Annotated in this window: 18 protein-coding genes; 15 read left to right on the top strand and 3 right to left on the bottom strand. The window is 36.1% G+C overall.

Annotated features, from left to right (window positions below; translation table 11 throughout):
* Positions 1 to 20 precede the first annotated feature (20 nt).
* The 7 genes from CLU97_RS22525 to CLU97_RS24135 all read left to right on the top strand — a co-directional run bounded on the left by CLU97_RS22525 (position 21) and on the right by CLU97_RS24135 (position 5,436).
* Positions 21 to 1,610: a GldM family protein gene (locus CLU97_RS22525; protein WP_121490093.1), complete on the top strand. Its 1,590-nt coding sequence runs from the start codon at positions 21 to 23 to the stop codon at positions 1,608 to 1,610.
* A 20-nt stretch (positions 1,611 to 1,630) separates the two neighbouring features.
* Positions 1,631 to 2,569, top strand: coding sequence for a gliding motility protein GldN (gldN, locus tag CLU97_RS22520; RefSeq protein WP_121490092.1), 939 nt, complete (start codon positions 1,631 to 1,633; stop codon positions 2,567 to 2,569).
* Between the two features lie 139 nt (positions 2,570 to 2,708).
* On the top strand, positions 2,709 to 3,743 hold the full coding sequence (locus tag CLU97_RS22515) for an NAD(P)/FAD-dependent oxidoreductase (RefSeq protein ID WP_121490091.1): 1,035 nt from the start codon (positions 2,709 to 2,711) through the stop codon (positions 3,741 to 3,743).
* Between the two features lie 35 nt (positions 3,744 to 3,778).
* The gene (locus CLU97_RS22510; protein WP_121490090.1) at positions 3,779 to 4,039 is read left to right on the top strand and encodes a SemiSWEET transporter; all 261 of its coding nucleotides are present in this window, start codon (positions 3,779 to 3,781) and stop codon (positions 4,037 to 4,039) included.
* A 100-nt stretch (positions 4,040 to 4,139) separates the two neighbouring features.
* A complete protein-coding gene (locus tag CLU97_RS24145; RefSeq protein ID WP_228437552.1) occupies positions 4,140 to 4,571 on the top strand; it encodes a hypothetical protein in 432 nt (143 codons plus the stop codon).
* A gap of 14 nt (positions 4,572 to 4,585) precedes the next feature.
* Positions 4,586 to 5,047 (top strand): DDE-type integrase/transposase/recombinase, encoded by a 462-nt coding sequence (locus CLU97_RS24140; protein ID WP_228437912.1) that lies wholly within the window; start codon positions 4,586 to 4,588, stop codon positions 5,045 to 5,047.
* Between the two features lie 2 nt (positions 5,048 to 5,049).
* Complete coding sequence (locus tag CLU97_RS24135) at positions 5,050 to 5,436, top strand: integrase core domain-containing protein (protein ID WP_228437911.1); 387 nt, start codon at positions 5,050 to 5,052, stop codon at positions 5,434 to 5,436.
* Between the two features lie 60 nt (positions 5,437 to 5,496).
* Here CLU97_RS24135 and CLU97_RS22500 read toward each other — a convergent pair whose 3' ends face one another.
* Together CLU97_RS22500 and CLU97_RS22495 are read right to left on the bottom strand one after the other, a co-directional pair.
* On the bottom strand, positions 5,497 to 5,931 hold the full coding sequence (locus CLU97_RS22500; protein ID WP_121490089.1) for an META domain-containing protein: 435 nt from the start codon (positions 5,929 to 5,931) through the stop codon (positions 5,497 to 5,499).
* Positions 5,932 to 5,965: 34 nt separating this feature from the next.
* A complete protein-coding gene (locus CLU97_RS22495) occupies positions 5,966 to 6,358 on the bottom strand; it encodes a multicopper oxidase domain-containing protein (protein ID WP_121490088.1) in 393 nt (130 codons plus the stop codon).
* A 647-nt stretch (positions 6,359 to 7,005) separates the two neighbouring features.
* On the opposite strand from CLU97_RS22495, the gene CLU97_RS22490 reads away from it, so the two are divergent.
* From CLU97_RS22490 to CLU97_RS22455, 8 genes are all read left to right on the top strand, one after another.
* The gene (locus CLU97_RS22490; RefSeq protein WP_121490087.1) at positions 7,006 to 7,392 is read left to right on the top strand and encodes a hypothetical protein; all 387 of its coding nucleotides are present in this window, start codon (positions 7,006 to 7,008) and stop codon (positions 7,390 to 7,392) included.
* 145 nt (positions 7,393 to 7,537) lie between these two features.
* The gene (locus tag CLU97_RS22485; RefSeq protein WP_121490119.1) at positions 7,538 to 8,620 is read left to right on the top strand and encodes an efflux RND transporter periplasmic adaptor subunit; all 1,083 of its coding nucleotides are present in this window, start codon (positions 7,538 to 7,540) and stop codon (positions 8,618 to 8,620) included.
* 21 nt (positions 8,621 to 8,641) lie between these two features.
* A complete protein-coding gene (locus tag CLU97_RS22480; RefSeq protein ID WP_121490086.1) occupies positions 8,642 to 11,833 on the top strand; it encodes an efflux RND transporter permease subunit in 3,192 nt (1,063 codons plus the stop codon).
* Entirely contained in the window at positions 11,805 to 13,262 is a 1,458-nt protein-coding gene (locus CLU97_RS22475; protein WP_121490085.1) for a TolC family protein, read from the top strand. The genes CLU97_RS22480 and CLU97_RS22475 overlap by 29 nt, the downstream gene beginning before the upstream one ends.
* 710 nt (positions 13,263 to 13,972) lie before the next feature.
* Positions 13,973 to 14,317: a hypothetical protein gene (locus CLU97_RS22470; RefSeq protein ID WP_121490084.1), complete on the top strand. Its 345-nt coding sequence runs from the start codon at positions 13,973 to 13,975 to the stop codon at positions 14,315 to 14,317.
* A gap of 165 nt (positions 14,318 to 14,482) precedes the next feature.
* The gene (gene map / locus CLU97_RS22465; protein WP_121490083.1) at positions 14,483 to 15,247 is read left to right on the top strand and encodes a type I methionyl aminopeptidase; all 765 of its coding nucleotides are present in this window, start codon (positions 14,483 to 14,485) and stop codon (positions 15,245 to 15,247) included.
* Between the two features lie 407 nt (positions 15,248 to 15,654).
* Positions 15,655 to 17,187, top strand: a complete 1,533-nt coding sequence (locus CLU97_RS22460; protein WP_121490082.1) for a M20/M25/M40 family metallo-hydrolase — start codon at positions 15,655 to 15,657, stop codon at positions 17,185 to 17,187.
* A gap of 370 nt (positions 17,188 to 17,557) precedes the next feature.
* A complete protein-coding gene (locus tag CLU97_RS22455; RefSeq protein WP_121490081.1) occupies positions 17,558 to 18,253 on the top strand; it encodes a hypothetical protein in 696 nt (231 codons plus the stop codon).
* 178 nt (positions 18,254 to 18,431) lie between these two features.
* Here CLU97_RS22455 and CLU97_RS22450 read toward each other — a convergent pair whose 3' ends face one another.
* Positions 18,432 to 20,477, bottom strand: coding sequence for a hypothetical protein (locus CLU97_RS22450; protein WP_121490080.1), 2,046 nt, complete (start codon positions 20,475 to 20,477; stop codon positions 18,432 to 18,434).
* Positions 20,478 to 20,650 lie beyond the last annotated feature (173 nt).

The following is a 20,650-nucleotide window of genomic DNA, read 5'->3' as shown; positions in this document are numbered from 1 at the left end:
CAAAAAACAAAGAAAAGAGAATGGCACAAGGAAAACAGACCCCTCGTCAGAAGATGATCAACCTAATGTATTTGGTGTTCATCGCGATGATGGCCCTAAATATTGATGCAGAAATCATCAGATCATACTATGACTCTACCAGAGCATTGAATGAAACAAGAACTTTAACAGAAAGAAAGAACGAAAAGATCTTTGAAAGAACATTAGAAGCAAAAGCTCAGCAGGTTCCGGATACCTATGCACAACCTTGGGAACAGTACAAAGTACTTAAATCTAAGATTGACGTGTTGGTAAAATCTTCTCAGGATATCAAGGATCTGTTAAAAAAACAATCTGAGTTTCATGATAAAGACAAAGACGGTAAAGATATTGACGTAAGTGAAAATTTTGCTGCACTTAACAATAATGAAGCAACTACTGAGTATTTCTTTAAAGAAGGTGATGAAAATTCCCCTTCAAAGAATGCATTAGATCTGAAAGCTAAAATTGATGACGTAAGAAATTACATCAATGCTACTTTTGGAAATAATCCTCAGCTTAAAGATTTAGTAGAAAGAGCTAACAAATCTCTTATTGCAGAATATCCTAAAGGAAAATCTCCAAATGAGAAGACATGGTTCCAAAATAAATTTTACCATCAGCCATTAATCGCTGCGATATCTAACTTGGAGATTATCCAAAATGATGCCAGAAACGTACAGTCGGATGCATTAGCACTATTACTTCAAGAGAAAGTAGATGCGAGCATCAAATTTACAAGCTATGAAGCTATTGTTTCTGGTCCTGTAGATATTCAGGCTGGTAAGCAGGCCGAAATAAAAGTAATGCTAGGAAACTATTCTAACAGCAACAAAATCAGTATCTCTGGTGTAAGCAAAGTAGAGAATGGAAAAGGTCTTATTAATATTTCAGGTTCTGGAATTGGTGAGCATAAGCTAGGTGGTGTAATTACATTGACAGATGCTTCAGGTAAATCACAGCCTTTCCCATGGACACACACTTATAATGTAATTGCCGGACCAAGAGAAGTAAAACTTGAAAAAGGATTATTACTTGCTGCAGACAAAATGAATGTAATGTATAGAGGACTTGAGAACCCTGTTTCAGGATCAATCTTAGGAGCTGACAATTCTAAACTTTCATTATCTGCTCCGGGTGCATCTGTAAGAAGTACAGGTCCGGGTAAATGGAGTGTGAAACCAGCAGCAGGTAATGTTGTTAAATTAACATTATCAGGAATCGATCCTTATGGAAAATCAGTATCTCAGGTATTTGAGTACAGAATTAAGAACGTTCCGCCTCCAAGAGGAGAAATGAGAGGACAGAATGTATTGTCTATGCCGGCAACTTCTATTCCTAACCAGTCTGTTCAGGCAGCAATTCCTGACTTTGATTTCCCTGTTTCATTTACTGTAACTCAGTTTATGGTAAGAGTACCAGGTAGAGCAGCTCTTCTTGTTCATGGTAACTCTCTGGATGAAGCAGCAGGTTTAGTGAAGAATTTGAGAACCGGTGATGTGGTTTCTATCTTTGATATTAAAGCAACAGCTCAGGGTCTTGATGGTCAGATTATTAAAAACATTACTCCTATAATCATTAATGTTCAATAGGACTAAAATTGTAATTTATTATGAAAAAATATATTAGCACCCTTTTAGTATTAGTTTCGGGATTTGCTTTTTCCCAGACTATTCTGAACGCAGCTTCTCCGGAAGAGTTCAGACAGATGAGAGCAGAAAACAAACAGAAAGTTGGTGATACTATTGTAGATAAAACAGTAAAGCCTCTTGAATATGGTTTTGTAGAAGACAAAGATATCCTTAAGAGTATGTTTGTTTGGGAGATCATTGATATGAATGATAAGATCAACCAGCCATTCTACTATGACAATCCGGATGGCCTTCTTGCTACACCTACAAGATCGCTATACCAATTATTATTGGATGCTGCTTTGAGTGGTAAGATTCAGCAGGTATATGACGATGAAAACTTTACCGTAAAGCTTTCTCCTGAAGGAATTCAGAAAAGATTGGAAAAAGTGATCATTAATGATGCTGCTATTGATATCTTAAACTCTGGAAGACAGCTTACAGAAGCTGAGAAAAAACAATATACTGACGTATTTAAGACCACTACAGACAAAGTAAAAGTTCTTAAAATTATGGGTATGTGGTTTATTGATAAGAGAGACGGGCAAATGAAATACAGACCTCTTGGTATTGCTGCAATGGGACCAGATCCTGCAGTACAGGGAGTTATTGGCCCGGATGGTAAGCCTATTGCAGGTAACGATGAGCTTATTGACCTTTTCTGGATCTATTATCCAAGTGCTCGTGATATCTTAGCAAACAATTTTGTTTTCAACAGAAAAAATTCATCTGCTGATTTATCTTTCGATGACGTTATCAATGCAAGAAGATTCTCTTCTATCATTTATAAGTCTTCAGCTGGTTTAGGAGACGGTACTATTAAGGACTATATCCCTAAAAATGCTGATGAGCAGCTTGAAGAAAGCGATAGAATCAAAGCACAGATTCTTAACATGGAAAATGATATGTGGAATTACTAAATTTCACTTGATATTTATAGAAAACCTGAGTATTTTTACTCAGGTTTTTTTATTATGAAATCGCCCTTTATTTATTGCTAATCAATAATCAGTAATACAGGCGATTACATATGACCTTTAAATAAATGAAATTTCTCATATGAAAAATGTAGAGTATATTATTGTAGGAGACGGATACGCGGGGCTTTTTCTGGCTCATCAGCTGATTAAGAATAATAAGTCCTTTGTAATCTTTTCTGAAGGGAGAAAAAGCGCTTCACAAGTTTCAGCAGGAATTATCAATCCGGTTGTGCTAAAGAAGTTTACCACATTCTGGAAAGCACAGGAGCAAATAGACTTCCTTAAAGATAGTCTGAAAGAAATAGAATCGTATACCGGAGAAAACTATCTCATCAATGCTCCTATTCACAGGATTTTTCATGATGAGAATGAGCAGAACTTGTGGCTGAAAAAATCGGGAAATGACGAATTATCTGCTTTTCTTGATAAAAATTTTGATCGATTAGAGCTTGTAAAAAACGACTTTCAGACCGGAAAGGTGAATCAGTCTGCCAGGCTGAATGTTAATGGATTTTTCACAGGTTTATTCAGTTATTTTGAGAAAAATGATCATTTGGTAAAAGAAAAGTTCGATTACACTCAATTGAACCCTTCTGAATCTGCATATAAAGATATTACTTTCAAAAATATGATTTTCTGCGAGGGAATGGGAGTGAAAGATAATCCATACTTTTCAGAAATTACAGTGAACCCAAATAAAGGGCATCATATAAAAGTGAAGCTCTCACAGCCAATTCCTGAAAACATAACGATCAAGAAAAAACATTTCTTATTCCCTACCGGAAACGGACTTTATTTCTATGGTGGAACATATGACAGGGAACAGCTTCATCATCATATTGACGAATCAGCGGTTGAACAATTAGTGAAAGGACTTTCAGAGTTCTATCCTTATGATTTTGAAGTCGCAGAAGTACATTTTGGCTTCCGCCCCACAGTGAAAGACAGAAGACCTATCATTGGCAGGCATGAAACATGGAATAACTTATATGTTTTTAACGGATTAGGAGCCCGTGGCATTCTGAATGGCTGTTATTTTGCAAGAGATTTATTCAGATTGATAGAAGAATGTATTCCGTTACATGAAGAAGTTTCAATGAACAGATTTCATTAACATATTTTAGTATACCTATCCAAAATATAACATGTATGAATGAAAATATATTAGGTATTATTGCCGGAATTCTTACTTCAGTTTCTATGATTCCGCAGCTGGTAAAAGTGATCAGGGAAAAGAATGTAGAAGATATTTCTCTGCTCATGCTTTTAGTCCTCATTTCAGGGCTTTCATTGTGGGTATGGTATGGTTTTGAAAAGGAAGAATTACCTATTATCTTATCCAATGCATTTGCTGTTCTGGTGAATGTAAGCCTTCTGATCTGCTATATAATTTACAACAAAAAAAAGTAGAGCAGTATTCATAAAAAAGACGCCTCACGAATGGGGCGTCTTTTTTTATTTAAGTGAATGTCTCGTCCTAACATATCGTTACAACTAAAAAAGTAATGTTATGGAACAATTTAATAATCAGTATGTAAAGCGTAGTCAAAAAGATTACAGTTTATCCTTTAAACTAGCCGTAGTGGGTGAAGTAGAAAGTGGTTCGATTGGAAATCGGGCAGCAATGCGCAAATATGGTATCCAGGGACATGGTACTATTACCGAATGGCGTAGAAAATATGGTAACTTTGATCTGGATAACCGTTCACAAAGTAAAGCTATGCAAACCCCGGAACAAAAAATCAGAGAACTTGAAGAGAAGCTAAAACGTTTGGAGCACCAGAATCGATTCTTAGAGAACCGCTTAGTAAAATCTGAAGATAAAGCTTCTATTCTGGATAAGCTGATTGATTTAGCCGAAGAAGAATACCTGATTCAGGTAAGAAAAAACTTCTCTCCCGATCAATCCAATATATCAGCAAAGAAAACAAAAAAGCGATAAGCTATCTTTGCGGATTGGTCGGGATTAGCCGACAGCGCTATTATCGAAGCTTCTGGATTACAGAAAGCAAAAGAGCCAAAGCTGATCAGGTGATTCAGCTTGTCAATAGCTTACGGGTGGTGATGCCTCGTCTGGGCACAAGAAAGCTCTATCATATGCTGGAACCCTCGTTACAGTCCTTACATGTAGGCAGAGATAAGCTTTTCCGTATATTGAAAGCTAATGATATGCTTATAAAGCCTAAAAGAAACTACTGGATAACCACTGATTCCCATCATCGATTCAGAAAACATAAAAATCTGATAGAAGACATGCTGCTGGAACACCCTGAACAGGTATGGGTTTCGGATATCACTTATATTGGGGGTAGAGACCGTAATTGTTATCTGTCTTTGGTCACTGATGCTTATTCTAAAAAGATAATGGGATATGATGTTTCTAATAGTCTGGCAGCTCAGGGGCTCTTAGTGCATTGAATATGGCTATAAAGCAGAGAATGTATAAGGAAAGCTTAATTCATCATTCTGACAGGGGTTTTCAGTATTGTAGTATGGATTATCAGAAAATACTGAAAAAGAAAAACATTAGTCCTTCAATGACCGAGAGTTACGATCCTTATGCAAATGCAATTGCAGAAAGGGTAAATGGGATACTTAAACAAGAGTTTCTATTGGAAGACTATCATGTTAATATACAAACAATGAAGCTATTAGTAGAAGATGCCATCACAATTTATAATACTAAAAGACCACATTGGTCGTGTTATATGAAAACACCTGAACAAATGCACAAACAGAATAGTGTAAAAATAAGAACCTATAAAAACAAATATAGTTGTAAGGATAGCCCTACAACTATATCATAAATATTAGTATTTTTATCTTATTAATCTGTAACGATTATTTAGGACTAGTCAGAAATAATATTATTGAAGAACAAATTTTGCTAAAGGAGCCATTCTTGCTTTATTTAAAGTAAGCGTATTTCCATTTACAGAATAGTTATCTGCTGCAAGGATTGCTTTTGTAAATTGGTTTTCAATATCCAGATCTTCACAAGCCATCATGGTAGACATTCCCTGGTTGAATTTTATTCTCATCATCTCAGGTTTGATCTCGAAAGTTCCTCCCAAACCATTGCATCCTGCATGTCCCTGGTATCTCATACCATTCATATCAAGTTTGAAATAAGGATTGTTCTTAGGATTTTTAAGATCGATCGGCTTTCCGTTAAGCTCAGTAAGCTTCCATGTTTTTCCTGTGATATCATTAGCTGTTTTTTGTGCATTTTGAGTTTTACAGGAAACGAATAAAAACGTTGCGATAACAAGTGCCGATAAATAATAACATAAACTTTTCATAATACTTATTTTTTAATGAATGCTGTTCAATATGCTAATAAGATGCCATTTTCGCCGGGCCAGACTGTTTTTTTGCCTGTTTAAGATGGAACAGGACCATATCTGCATTCTTCTTCAGGAAAGTTATATTTCCCTTAATATCAGAATATTGATACTCTTCATTAGAGGCTGTGTACTCCGGTAGAGCATCACTTTTTTTAAGGTCAAAAGTTTTACCGTTTAAATGTATTGTTGCGGTATTTTTGGTGTTGTTGATGGTTACTTCTATCTTTTCTCCATAGCTGTCAACATACACATTTTTGGAAATGTCGTCTGCATTTTCTGGGGCAGCAGCGGTAAAGGTTTCAGCTTCTTTTCCGGGATGCTTACACGCTGTTAGGGAAACAATGGTCAATCCAAAAAGGACTGGTACTAATAATTTTTTCATAGTGAGATGTGATTTTAAAGTGTTTCATGAATAATGATATTAATGCCTTATAAATTTACAAATATTTTTAATAAATATATGTTAAATTTTCATAAACTAACGGAAAGTATAAATTAAAGTAGATTTATCTCACTGTTTTATGAATCGTTTTTCAGGAAACCAAAAATAATATTTATCGTATAAAAATTAGAGAGATAGGGGTTAATAAGGGATTTTTAAGCGTCTTATTTTCAGGAAGATATTGTAGTTTCTTTTCATTTGTTTGTGTTAATTTTTGGCAAAAGTAATTCAAAAAAGAAAGAGAGACAATAAGTTAATATTAATAATCTGGAATCATGATAAAAGTTAGGTTAAGTTATTTTAATTCAATAATAAAACATACTTCAAATGAAAGGTAAACAGCCTTTAAAAATGTCTAAAAAAGCAATAGATTTATGTCTATAAGTTTTTCAGGATATAAAATTTGGCTTGATTTTTGAAAATTGAAACCTACACAGATGGAATATCACGATTGTTCCTATAGTGCTTGAATAAAGGATTTATTCGCAATTTATTAAATTTTTTATTCAGGTATTTTAAAGGATAGTTAAATTTTGTTAATCCATGATGGAAATATCATAATCTGGGTGTACATTTGCAACTTCAAAATGAGAAACTTCGTAGTATACTTTTTAACCGGTCTTTTTCTGCTCTTTGTAGTAGAAAGTAGAATTGATGTTAAGACTCTTCGAAATGACTATACTGGTCATTCTTCTCATCATATGCCCAAAAGAGTTAACCGCCTGAATCAGACTTTTGAAAAGCTGTCTGTTCAGCAAATGGCTGATAATATAAACACCTCCACCTTTGAACTTACAGAAAATGATTTCCAGTTATCTGATGTATGGCAGGCTATTGTCCTTTTCACAGGAGTTTTCAGTTTGATTTATATTTTCGGATTAAAAAGCTTTAAACGGTCAAAACCGGATATTCATGGCTTTGTTCTTGGTTTGGCGACCAAAAGATTTATTCTTATCCGTTCTATTAGAATTTAAAATTTCTCCGTTCTATTTATTTTCTGCCTGATTCCGGGTAGAAAGAACTTGCGTTGTGTATGCCGGTAATCATCACAACGTACCTTTCTTATTACCGTTTTATTTCTACAAAACATTAACGATTTATATAAACTCTAGAATTATGATAAAAAGAGTTGCTTCGGGAATTGCGCTGAGTGCCCTTCTGTTGGCGGTTGGCTGCAATAAGAAAAAAGAAGAAAAAGAAGAAGTTACCGTATATCCGGTGACGTCCCCTGTGGTAATGGATACCGTAATCAACAAAGAATACGTAGCCCAGATTCAATCTGTAAAAAACATTGAAGTAAGAGCTCAGGAAAAAGGTTTCCTGGAAAAAATCTTTGTAGATGAAGGACAGTACGTACAGGCCGGGCAAACATTGTTCCGAATTATGCCTAAACTGTATCAGGCAGAATTATTAAAAGCACAGGCAGAGGTAGAACAGGCTTCTATTGAGCTGAAAAATGCAAGTACATTGGCAGGAAACAACATTGTTTCCAAAAATGAAAAAGCAATGGCAAAAGCCAAACTGGATGCCGCTAATGCTGAGATGAAACTGGCTCAGATTCACCTTTCATTTACTGATATTAAAGCACCATTCTCCGGCATTATCAACAGGATTCCTTTGAAACTAGGAAGTCTTGTAGATGAAGGAGATCTTTTGACATCCTTGTCAGATAATACCAATATCTATACGTATTTCAATGTTTCTGAGCCTGAATATTTAAGTTATCAGACTCACGCTGCAGACAGAGGAAGCAATCAGGTATCCCTGATCACTGCCAATGGAGAAATGTATACCCAAAAAGGAGAGATCCAGACCATTGAAGGAGAATTTGATAACGAGACCGGAAATATTGCTTTCCGTGCCAAGTTCCCTAACCCTGATAAGCTTCTGAGAAATGGCGAAACAGGAAAAATACAGATGACAGTACCTGTTCATAACGGTTTGATTATTCCACAGAAATCTACCTATGAAATTCAGGATCAGAAATATGTATTTGTTATTGACAAAAACGGAGTAGCAAAATCCAGAAATATTAAAATTGCTTACGAACTGCCGGATCTCTATATTGTAGGTTCAGGAATCTCAAAAGGAGATCAGATTCTTCTGGAAGGAGTTCAGAAGGTAAAGGATGATCAAAAGGTGAAGACAAAATTCCAGGATCCTAAGAAAGTTCTTCAATCATTGAAATTAAAAGCAGAGTAGTGGTCTCTAAAATGAAGCAGTATGTTTAAAAAATTCATTCGCAGACCTGTTCTGTCAATAGTAATCTCATTGATTATTGTATTTATGGGGGTTTTGTCATTGGTAAAACTTCCGGTGACTCAGTTCCCATCTATTTCTCCGCCTAAAGTAAATATTACCGCAGAATATCCGGGAGCTAACAACGAATTGTTGATTAAATCCGTGGTAATCCCTCTGGAAAGAGGATTAAATGGAGTTCCGGGTATGAAATATATGACCTCAGATGCAGGAAATGACGGGGAAGCTTCCATTCAGCTTGTATTTGATCTGGGGACAGATCCCAATGTAGCTGCAGTAAATGTGCAGAACCGTGTATCTTCGGTGGTGAATAAACTTCCGCCTCTTGTAGTGCGTGAAGGGGTAAAGATCACGCGTGAGGAACCCAACATGTTGATGTACATTAACCTGTACAGTGATGATCCTAAAGCTGACCAGAAATTCCTTTTCAACTATGCAGATATCAACGTAATGTCTGAATTGAGAAGGGTAAGCGGGGTAGGTTTTGCCGATATCCTGGGAACCCGTGAATATGCAATGCGTATCTGGCTTAAGCCGGACAGGTTAACAGCCTATAATATCTCAGCAGATGAAGTAATGGAATCTCTGAATGAGCAAAGTTTAGAAGCATCTCCGGGTAAAACAGGAGAAAGCTCCGGAAAACGCTCTCAGTCATTTGAATACATCTTAAAATATTCGGGTCGTTTCAACAATGAAAAAGATTACGGAAACATTATTCTAAAGGCAAAACCGGATGGAGAATCTGTAAGATTGAAAGACGTAGCTGATATAGAATTCGGAAGCTCCATGTATGATATTTATTCTACATTGAACGGGAAGCCTTCTGCTGCAATTACCGTAAAACAATCCTATGGATCCAATGCAAGTGACGTTATTAAAAACGTAAAAGCATTGATGAAAGATCTTGAAAAGAATAACTTCCCTAAAGGAATGCATTACGATATCAGTTATGACGTTTCCAGATTCCTGGATGCATCCATGGAAAAAGTAATTCACACATTATTTGAAGCTTTCGTTTTGGTAGCCATCGTGGTATTCTTATTCCTTGGAGATTGGCGTTCTACATTAATTCCGGCGCTAGCCGTTCCGGTTTCATTAGTAGGAACATTCGCTGTGATGTCCGCATTCGGGATTACGCTGAATATGATTTCCCTCTTTGCCTTGGTAATGGCGATCGGGGTTGTAGTAGATGATGCGATTGTAGTAATTGAGGCCGTTCACGCTAAGATGGAAGAAAAAAATCTTTCTCCATTAAAAGCAACGGAAGAAGCAATGCATGAGATTAGTGGGGCAATTATCGCAATTACGCTGGTAATGGCATCCGTATTTATCCCGATTGCATTTATGTCAGGTCCGGTTGGGGTATTCTACCGTCAGTTCTCTATTACAATGGCTTCATCCATTATCTTATCAGGGATTGTGGCTCTTACTTTGACGCCAGCATTGTGTGCCCTGATTCTGAAAAATAATCATGGAAAAACTAAAAAGAAGACTCTAATTACTATTTTCCTTGATAAATTCAATAATATATTTACAAAAGGAGCTGGAAGATATGAAAAGATGCTGAACAAAACAGTGACGAAAAAAACAATAACGTTACCGTTACTATTAGCATTTTGTGCCTGTACATTCTTCCTGAGTAACTCTTTGCCTTCAGGATTTATTCCGGCAGAAGACCAGGGGATGATCTACGCCATTATCCAGACCCCTCCGGGATCTACATTGGAAAGAACCAATCAGATTGCTAAAGAACTTTTAAGAGAATCTGAAGGTATTGATGGAGTACAGTCTGTTTCATCCCTTGCAGGATATGAGATTCTGACAGAAGGTACCGGATCTAACTCGGGAACCTGTTTGATCAACCTTAAAAGTTGGGAAGAACGTAAAGAGTCAGCTGCAGAAATTATTGAAAAGCTGGAGGAAAAAGCCAAAAATATTCCAGGAGCCAATATTGAATTCTTCCAGCCGCCTTCAGTACCAGGGTATGGAGCTGCGGGAGGTTTTGAACTTCGTTTGCTGGATAAAGCAGGAAGTGGGGATTATCATAAAATGGAGCAGGTAAGTAATGATTTTGTGAAGGAGCTTAAAAAACGTCCGGAACTTGGATCGGCATTTACATTCTATTCTGCGAGTTTCCCACAATATATGCTTAAGATTGATAATGATCTTGCGGAACAGAAAGGTGTAACGATTGAAAAAGCGATGGATAACTTATCTACGTTAATTGGATCTAACTATGAAACGAGTTTCATTCGTTTCGACAGGCCTTATAAGGTAATTGTTCAGGCAGGTCCTCAATATAGAGCCTTGCCGAGTGACCTGTTGAAGCTCTATGTGAAAAATGATAAAGACCAGATGGTTCCTTACTCAGATTTTATGAGATTGGAAAAAGTATACGGATTGTCAGAAATCACGAGACACAACATGTATAATTCAGCAGAGGTGAGTGGAACTCCGGCACCAGGATATAGTAGTGGACAGGCCATCCAGGCCATTCAGGAAGTTGCGGATAAAACACTTCCAAGAGGATTTGGTATTGACTGGGCGGGTATTTCTAAGGATGAAGTAAGCCGAGGAAATGAAGCCGTATTTATCTTCCTGGTATGTTTAGGATTCGTTTATTTAATCCTTTCTGCACAGTATGAAAGCTTTATTCTTCCGTTGCCGGTAATTTTATCTTTGCCAACGGGTATTTTCGGAGCCTTTTTATGTTTAAAACTTTTAGGATTAGAAAACAATATCTATGCACAGGTGGCAATGGTAATGCTTATCGGACTTTTAGGTAAAAATGCCGTGTTAATTGTAGAGTTTGCCGTACAGAAGAAAGCTGAAGAAGGAATCCCTGTAGCAAAAGCGGCTATTGAAGGGGCAGCTATTCGTTTCCGTCCGATTTTGATGACATCATTTGCATTCGTAGCGGGACTGATTCCATTGGTTATTGCAACAGGACCGGGAGCAATCGGTAACAGAACCATTGGTACAGCAGCAGCAGGAGGGATGTTAATCGGAACCATTTTCGGATTGATGATTATCCCAGGATTGTATTATATCTTCGGAACCATTGCTGATAAGTCAAGACTGGCCAGATATGAAGAAGAAAATCCCCTAACAGAACAAACTGAACCTTATGAACATGATGGAAAATTCGAAGACTAAAAATATAATCGCAGCCATTGCCTTATCACTTGTACTTGCAAGTTGTAAGGCGCCCATGGCGACTGTCATAAAAGACGAGGTAAAAGAAAACATTCCTCAGAACTTTAATCAGGAAGAACAGCAGGATGCTAATAACAATAGCGGAACAACGCCATGGAGACAGTTCTTTACAGATCCTAACCTGGTAACCCTTATTGAAACAGCTTTAAAAAATAATCAGGAGCTGCTAATCACTCTTCAGGAAATTGAAATTGCGAAAAGTGGTGTTTTAGCTAAAAAAGGAAGACTTACTCCAACGGTTTCTGCAGGAATAGGAGCAGGACTGAAAAAATCTGGTCGTTATACGAGCGAAGGAGCAGGTGATGCTACCACAGAAATTGAACCAGGAAAAGAAATGCCGGATCCGCTTGGAAATTTCGAAGCAGGATTAAATGCAAGCTGGGAAATTGATATCTGGAAAAAACTCAGAACGGAAAAAGAATCTGCTGTGGCTCATTATCTTTCTACAGTGGAAGGGAAGAACTTCGTTTTGTCTAATCTTATTGAAGAAGTTGCTGATAATTATTATGAACTGTTGGCTCTGGATAACCAACTGGATATCATACAGCAGTATATTAAGCTTCAGCAAAGAGCATTGGAAATTTCCAAAATTCAAAAAGAAGCCGCAGCGGCAACAGAACTTGCGGTGAAGAAATTTGAAGCAGAATTGGCAAAATCCAAGGCTGCAGAATACACCATTCGTCAGCAGATTACTGAAAAGGAAAATGAAATTAATGCTTTGCTGGGAAGATATCCACAACCAATTGTGAGGGCAAAGGAAAACTTTATGTCTACCATTCCTCCTACAGTGTATACCGGAATTCCGTCACAGTTATTGGCAAATCGTCCTGACATTAAACAGGCAGAATTAGAATTAAAAGCTTCAAAATTAGATGTTGAAGCGGCAAGAAAAGAATTTTACCCTTCTTTGGAAATTTCTGCAACATTAGGGCTGGAGGCTTTTAAACCTTCATATCTTGTTAAAATGCCGGAATCTATTGCTTACAATCTGGCAGGAGAACTTGCGGGGCCGCTTATCAATAAGAGTGCGATAAAAGCTAATTTCCAGACGGCAGATGCAAAACAGGTTCAAGCGTTATATGAATATGATAAAACCATATTAAATGCTTATCTGGATGTTGCAAATTTAATGTCGAAGGTTAAAAATATAGATCAGTACTATCAATTGAAATCACAGGAAACCAAGGCTCTGGATCAATCTATTGATATTGCCAATCAGTTATTCCGTAATTCAAGAGCGGATTATCTTGAGGTTCTTTTGAACCAGAGAGATGCGCTGGATGCTAAAATGGAGCTCATCGAAGCAAAACAGAAACAGCTCAGTACAGTAGTCGACATCTATAAAAGTTTAGGTGGAGGCTGGAAATAGAAACATCATAATTCTATCAATAAACAGTTAATGTTTTGGGGTCGATTCTTTTAGGATCGACCCTTTTTGTTTTTTAATACGACATGTTCTGTCGTACCACATAGATATTTTTGCATCAGAATGAAATAGAATCTTATATATTATAAATAAGATTTAATTATTGATTTTTAAGTCTTAAAAGGTGTTAGATTTGCAAAGTTTTTTAATAAACTAGTTCGTAACTCAGAAAACAATATTGAAATGAGAAAACTTATCTCGGTGCATTTATCATATGCATAGGCTTGAGCATGTCTGCTCAGGAAGTAGTTTAGCAAAAAGATATCAATCCTAATCAAGTTAGTGATAAAGCTAAAAAAAACTGGAAATCCTAGTGTTGTAGTCGAAACAGCAATTTGAAAAAAGATAAAGATTATGAAAATTTTAAAAGGAAAAGTTAATACAACACCAACACCTGAATAGTCTACTTCTAATTATTTCAATATTGTTCTCAAATTTATTTTTTTTACAAAAATTAATGGGTTCTGTTGGGGTTACTGGAGGTGTTGGTTATGTGGCAGATTCAAATACGGGGACTTTTGGAGGAAAATTTTATTATTCTTATGGCTGGTCTGTGTCAAATAGTAGTGGTTTCAAAATAAGCCTTCATTTGGAGTTTTAATATCCAGAACATAAACTAGATTTGTTAGCGATACATCTAAAGATTATAAATAATGAATAGAAATAAGAGTTTATTAATAGCGTTAATTATTATTACGGTAATTTTTTTGTACAATCGTAAATTTTCATCAGAAAGTGGAGGTGGTTTTTTAGATGAAGTGAGAGAAAAAGAAATAAAATCCTTAGTCATCAAAAAATATATAAATTATGATAATCATAATATACCATTCTTAGTCTACGGAAATAACGATAGTATAATTATTTATAGAGACTGGTGGGGAAAAATTTTCGTTGGAGATTCAATAATAAAGCCAAAGGGTTCTTTGGAAATAGTTATAAAAAAATCTAGTAGAATCGAAAGGTTTAATTATGAAGATAAATTTGGTTTAAATAATTAGTATCCTGCTGACACGAGCGTCTCGCTCGTTTCCATAAACAAAGTACAAAGTCACTGCAACTGCAGTGGCTTTAATTTTTTATAAATGGATTTGTACAACGGAAATAGCTGTACTGTAATATTTTAATTTCCTAACTTTGTAGTTATCAACAATAATCCAAAAACTATGTCAATCACCAACGAAGATCAGATGCTCGGAATGCAAAAAGTAAGTGAAGCGGTTGCCTTCACCCTAAAGAAGATGATGGATTACGCTGAACCGGGAATGACCACGAAAGATCTTGACGAATATGGAGCCAAAATACTGGAAGGTTTTGGGGCAAAATCGGCTCCTTATCTGACGTATGGATTTCCTGGCTGGACGTGTATTAGTGTGGATAATGAATTTTGCCATGGTATTCCCACTGATCATAGGATTTTGAAAGAAGGAGATCTGATTAATATTGATGTTTCTGCAGAGCTGGATGGATATTGGGCTGATAATGGAAGCTCATTTGTCATCGGAAAAGATATTCACGGACATCAGAAATTGGTGGAGGCATCTAAAGATATTTTGAGAAAAGCAATCGACAACATAAAAGGCGGTGTGAAAATAGCTGACATAGGATATTTAATGGAAACAGAAGCCAAGAAAAGAGGGCTTAAAGTCATTAAGAATCTTGCCGGCCATGGAGTAGGAAAAAGCTTGCACGAGCAGCCCGATGAATTACTGAACTACAGGAACCGCTATGACACCAGACGTTTTAAGAAAAACTCCGTTGTGGCTATTGAAACTTTTATCTCAACTGATTCCAATCTTGCTGTTGAATTAAAAGATGGTTGGACGATGGTGGGAAATAAAGGCGGTTATATGGCTCAGCATGAGCATACTCTTGTAATTACGGATGGAAAGCCAATCATTTTAACCGAAATGAACGGAATCCTGAATTAATTTTATTCAATCCTTTGTAAAGGCAGATATGAATAATCAGGGTACCTGATCTTATTGGTAATTCTATTGCTGAAAATTCTTTGATTTTCTTACATTTTACAATGAAAAACCTTATCTCCCTGTTTTAAACACAAAATAATTAGTAGTTTTTTTATTGATGAAATTTCATCTGATCAGATGGTCGATTCCCTACTTGTTATTTCTTGCCTAAATTCTTACTGTTAAAAACTTTACGTTTATGATCTGTCAAAAAAAATCATAATCACAGATTGATTTTCCCCATTTTTTGAAAATTTTCAATCACTGTCTCATTGATTAAACGGTTGAAAAGTAGGGTTTTAACTTGCTAAACAGCAAATACTTTGTTATATTTATAGAATAAAATCAATTTACAAAACTTATCTTGTATGAAAAAAATTCTTTTAATCCTGTTGGGAATCATTGTTATTCTGGCTGCTGTAGTATTGGTCAAAACCTACACCTATCCGTTTAAGAAAAATAATTTAGGAGCAGGTGAAGGATGGAAGCCCGTAAAAAATGATTCTGCTGTCATGAGATTTTCCGGTGGATTAAAAGTTCCTACCGTTTCTACAGGGAGTTTGGGTGAATTTGATTATGCACCGTTTGATCAGTTCAAAACGTATCTGAAAACCTCTTATCCATTAGTATATCAGAACACAGAAAATGTTGAAGTCAATCAATATGGCTTGGTGTTCAGGCTTAAAGGAAGCAATCCTGGTCTGGAACCTATTTTATTCCTTTCTCATATGGATGTTGTTCCTCCCGGAGATGCTGATATAAAAAATAACGAAGAAAATGTATTCCGTCCGGATGATAAGCCATTGGAACCTGTTTCAAAAGTAGCGGAAGATTGGGATTATGCTCCTTTTTCCGGAGCTGTTGCTAACGGAAGAATCTATGGCAGAGGGGCAATTGACATGAAAGGAATGCTTTTCTCCTTAATGGAATCTATGAATTCCATGATTAAAAACAAGCAGATTCCACAACGTGATATTTATCTGGCTTTCGGTTTTGATGAAGAAGTAGGCGGACAAAAAGGAGCAATGCAGATTGCAGATTATTTTAAGAAAAAAGGATTGAAGTTTGATGCTGTTTACGATGAAGGAGGATTAATTATGCGAAAAGGAAATGTAGCAGGCATAGACAGAGATGTAGCGGTGGTAGGATGTGCTGAAAAAGGATTTCTTTCCGCAAAAATAAAAGTAAAAGGATTGGGCGGGCATTCATCAATGCCTCCTATGGAAAGCGCTATCGGGAAAGCAGCTGTTATCATGCAGCGTTTGGAAGATCACCAAATGAAACCCGTAATTACTCCGTTAATCAAAGAATTTTTTAATAATATTGGTGGAGAAATGCCTTTTGCAACAAGAATGGCGCTCGCTAATCAATGGCTTTTGAAACCTGTTTTGATTTCCCAGCTTACCAAAAACAATACAACCAATGCTTTGGTAAGAACTACCACTGCCCTCACTATGATGAAAGGTAGCGATGGAACCAATGTACTTTCTCCCGAGGTAGAATTTGTCGTTAATTTCAGACTTCTTCCCGGAAATTCAATAAAAGATGTAAGAGATCACATTGCTAAAGCTACTGAAGGGTTTGATGTTGAGGTAGAAGAAATAGATAATAGCAGAGCAGCTTCTGCAATTTCACAGACCAATACTAAAGCTTATAAAATGATAGAAGCGGGAGTCAAAGAAATTCATCCCGGAGCTATTGTTACCCCTTATCTTACACTGGGAGGAACTGATGCCGGTAAATATGAAATTGTAAGTAAAAACGTCTACCGATTTATGCCGATTCAGATCAACAGTGCCGAACAGCAAAGTATTCACAGTACTAATGAATACCTTAGCATAGAAAACTACCTGAAGATGATTCACTACTTTGAGTATGTGATGAAGAATTATGATAAATAAGTGTCAATGGTGAATTCGATTGTGAATTTTTGATTTCGGGTTTCGAGGTGCGTGTTTTTTGAGATTCGGAATATTTTACCGCGAAGCCAGCTAAGATATTTTATTGTTTTTAAGAACGATCGCAAAGTCATTTCACTCAGCCATGGATGATTGATGTCCTAGCTGAACGAAGTGCCTTTGCGAACAAAATATAAACCTTACTAAAAAAACCTTGCGAACATTAGCGTTAATAATGCTTCACAATTGACTTTTCGAAGCAAAAATTGATCTTTCACGGAATAATCATCTAAAATCTTTTTCACAAAAAATATATTGCGTCAAGTTTTGTCGCATTACGCATATAGCTTTGTCATATCAAAATTACAGAGCTATGGAATTACCATTTTACTTAAACTTTAACGACTTTGAAAGTAATTATTACGATAACCTTGAAAAATGGTTTGAGGAATATCACAATACCAGTGAAACAGATTATCTGAAAGCTCTTGCTGAACTTTACAGTCCGTATGTGTATTATAATTTTACAGACGATAGGCTGAAGCCGGATGCTTCCATTGAAGTGAAAGACTGCTTTTTTCCTTATCACGACAAAATCGGGATTTCTTTCTGTATAGATTGTGAAAGCGGAACATCCCCATCCAATGGAATGAATCAGGTTTTTGAATTTAAAAATATATCGATGATGGAATATGCTCAGCATATCCTGGATAAGATCAATAAGTACTGTTCCAAAAATGCTCATGCTCTGGATGGAAGTAAAAATATTCAGGACTATATTAATAACTATGATATTGTAACATCTATGGAAGGAGTGGGATATTGCATTAGCTACAACCGCCATCAGAAAGCAATTCCTTTTTTAAAAGCTTATCTTCCTTACTATGGGCAGACGGTTAATATGGCAATATACAGAGACTTTCTTTTTTCTGTAACTCAGATTGCTGAATTTATTGATCAGAAACTGAAAACAGTACACGCTTTTAAACAGACTATCTATGCACGTTCAAGAGCAGAAGCAAAATTCAATGTGCAGCTGAGCCGACAGTTTCTCACATTGTGCAACTAAAATTTTACACCAAACATTCATACTTAATTATATTGCGGAAAACTTATGTTTTTCAATTAAAATCCCGGTCAGTAATGACCGGGATTTTTCAGCTGGGTAATAAGGGATGATCTTAACATCTGTTAATAAAAAAGCTGCCTCATGATTGGGACAGCCTAAATAAGTGGGATGAACTTTATTAGTTTTGCATTACCCCTGCATTTTTTAATTTTAATAATAAACTGTTGAAATCATTACGGAGAGTATTTATATCAGCAGCTGATGAATCGGCTTGGCTCAATGATTTACTTATAGGTAAATTGATCATCATGGGCTGGCTATTCGTATCATAAGGAGCAGAGATATTAACAGGGAAATCATCAGTGTAATTTCCTAATACTTCAATTACTATATCAAGAACCCACTTTTGATTAATTGAATCCGGACTGCTTTGGGTAAAAGTAAGGGTAGCTTTATTGTTTTTAATATAAATGCCTGTTGAAACCGGAAGTCTTTTGAAATCATCTATCGTACCGGTATAGCTAATCGGTTTTATATCAGAAAGTGAGATAATTTCTTCTTTCACCTGAGTAGAATCCATATCATACCAATATCCTTTTGTAGTTACTTTAAGATAAAGATCTCTGGCTTCAAAGGCACTTGCAAGATTATCAAAGGTTATATCTACAAATTTGTCCTTAGATATATCTGCCAGATGAAAACTTCTCACCAGTTTATCTGCCTGAGCCTTTTTTATAGTGGAAACCATTGGTGGCATTCCGGGAATCTCTATTTTGTTATTGTAGGCATTTTTATATAAGCTTTCAATATTGGTATAAATAAGATTATTAATAGGAGAGTTGGTTAGAAATGCTTCAGTACTATGGAATGTGTTATCATAGAACTCCAGTGTTCTGTCCTGTGGACCATAGGTGAACAGGAAGTTATCTTTAGAGGCTAGATTGATGAAAGTATTATTAAAGACTTTTACACCATCTTTATATTCTCCTATCGTTAATGATCCTGCAACTTGTCCAATAGGTCCGGTTCCAGCTTCTCTTTTAAGATAATTATTATAAATCAATGTTTCACGACATTTTTTATTTTTAAAATGCGGATATTCACAAATTATATCCATATGAAAAGGGTTTTGTGGAGACAAATAAAAGCGGTTACCATAGAAATGCTCGCCGCCACCTCTTAGTTCTGCATGAGAATCATAGAAATTATTATTGAAAATAGTATTATTGCAACTTAAGGCGTCTTTATCTGAAGCAACAAATAAAGGATTATTTTTAAAGATACAGTTAGTGACATTTGCATCACGGGTACCATAATGAAGGGCTAATCCCGCATTTTCATTATTTTCGAATAAAACTCCATCAAAAACAGCATCAGTATTTCCTCTTCCAAAATCAGAAGTTGTACCTTCCTCTGCATCAATTCCCATTTTTGGAGATGTTCCGTAAGTTTTTCCTGTATTGGTATATGATCCGCCAATTACTTTAAATCTTTTACTGTTTACAATTGAGCATCCTTGTCTATAGTTATTATCTGCATGGCAGTTTTTTAGTATTCCATCTTCATTCCAGTTATTGGTTTTTATCTCGGCAAAAAGTTCATCTGAAGAAATAAAAAAACCATCCATACAGCAATTATCAGATCTGCAGTCTGTCAGTTCATATTTTTGAGACGAACTAACCTTGAAACCAGATTGATTATTATACACATTAGGATCTGCACCATCCGGTTTTCTGTCGTTTTTAGAACCATCATAATTAAGGTTTTCTACTTTAAAATTCTTACATCGGATAAATTCAAAGCCACGCATGTTAATAATAGGTGGATTATTCGGATGAGCTTTAATAAGAGCTCCATTACCGTAGATGGTAAAATCGGATTTGTCCGTAAAGCTGAAAAAGAGTTCAGGACCTATATCTGCGTTACCTTCCTCGTCTCCAGTGTAGATCAGAATTCCTGTTTTCGGGTCTTCGACTCGTTCGTATCTCTTGGTGAAACTTCCATCTCCCTGCATATATTTTGCATTTTCAAATACTACGATGAAATCTTTCTGCGGAAGAAAAGAAATCATTCTTCTGATGGCGGGTGCATCATTCGTAACTCCATCACCTACTGCCCCGAATCTTTTTACATAGACGGTACGGTTGGCTAGCCAGTCGACATCCGCGTAATAATCGTTATCTTTTTGTCTATAAATAATGCCATCGGCTTTTGTGGGATTCATTACTGTTCCGTCATGCCATATAGTGACTTTTTTAAAATTTACATTTTCGTTAGTGAAACTATCTAAGCTGTACTAAACTGTCATTGGGATAAGTGCTTCCTGTTACGAAGAAATCATTAGTGTAAATCATTGTTCTTTGTTTTTGGTGTTATATTTTGGGTAGATTTTACAAA

This window comes from Chryseobacterium sp. 7, assembly GCF_003663845.1.
Lineage (GTDB): Bacteria > Bacteroidota > Bacteroidia > Flavobacteriales > Weeksellaceae > Chryseobacterium.
Note: the sequence above shows the minus strand (reverse complement) of the source record. Positions and strands in the feature narration are given on the sequence as shown.

Coding starts and splice junctions, on each gene's coding strand:
- CLU97_RS22460 (WP_121490082.1), top strand. CDS start 15,655: ATGAAAAAAATTCTTTTAATCCTGTTGGGAATCATTGTTATTCTGGCT.
- CLU97_RS22510 (WP_121490090.1), top strand. CDS start 3,779: ATGAATGAAAATATATTAGGTATTATTGCCGGAATTCTTACTTCAGTT.
- CLU97_RS24145 (WP_228437552.1), top strand. CDS start 4,140: ATGGAACAATTTAATAATCAGTATGTAAAGCGTAGTCAAAAAGATTAC.
- CLU97_RS22495 (WP_121490088.1), bottom strand. CDS start 6,358: ATGAAAAAATTATTAGTACCAGTCCTTTTTGGATTGACCATTGTTTCC.
- CLU97_RS22515 (WP_121490091.1), top strand. CDS start 2,709: ATGAAAAATGTAGAGTATATTATTGTAGGAGACGGATACGCGGGGCTT.
- CLU97_RS22500 (WP_121490089.1), bottom strand. CDS start 5,931: ATGAAAAGTTTATGTTATTATTTATCGGCACTTGTTATCGCAACGTTT.
- CLU97_RS22455 (WP_121490081.1), top strand. CDS start 17,558: ATGGAATTACCATTTTACTTAAACTTTAACGACTTTGAAAGTAATTAT.
- CLU97_RS22475 (WP_121490085.1), top strand. CDS start 11,805: ATGAACATGATGGAAAATTCGAAGACTAAAAATATAATCGCAGCCATT.
- map (WP_121490083.1), top strand. CDS start 14,483: ATGTCAATCACCAACGAAGATCAGATGCTCGGAATGCAAAAAGTAAGT.
- CLU97_RS24135 (WP_228437911.1), top strand. CDS start 5,050: ATGGCTATAAAGCAGAGAATGTATAAGGAAAGCTTAATTCATCATTCT.
- CLU97_RS22480 (WP_121490086.1), top strand. CDS start 8,642: ATGTTTAAAAAATTCATTCGCAGACCTGTTCTGTCAATAGTAATCTCA.
- gldN (WP_121490092.1), top strand. CDS start 1,631: ATGAAAAAATATATTAGCACCCTTTTAGTATTAGTTTCGGGATTTGCT.
- CLU97_RS22470 (WP_121490084.1), top strand. CDS start 13,973: ATGAATAGAAATAAGAGTTTATTAATAGCGTTAATTATTATTACGGTA.
- CLU97_RS22525 (WP_121490093.1), top strand. CDS start 21: ATGGCACAAGGAAAACAGACCCCTCGTCAGAAGATGATCAACCTAATG.
- CLU97_RS22490 (WP_121490087.1), top strand. CDS start 7,006: ATGAGAAACTTCGTAGTATACTTTTTAACCGGTCTTTTTCTGCTCTTT.
- CLU97_RS22450 (WP_121490080.1), bottom strand. CDS start 20,477: ATGAATCCCACAAAAGCCGATGGCATTATTTATAGACAAAAAGATAAC.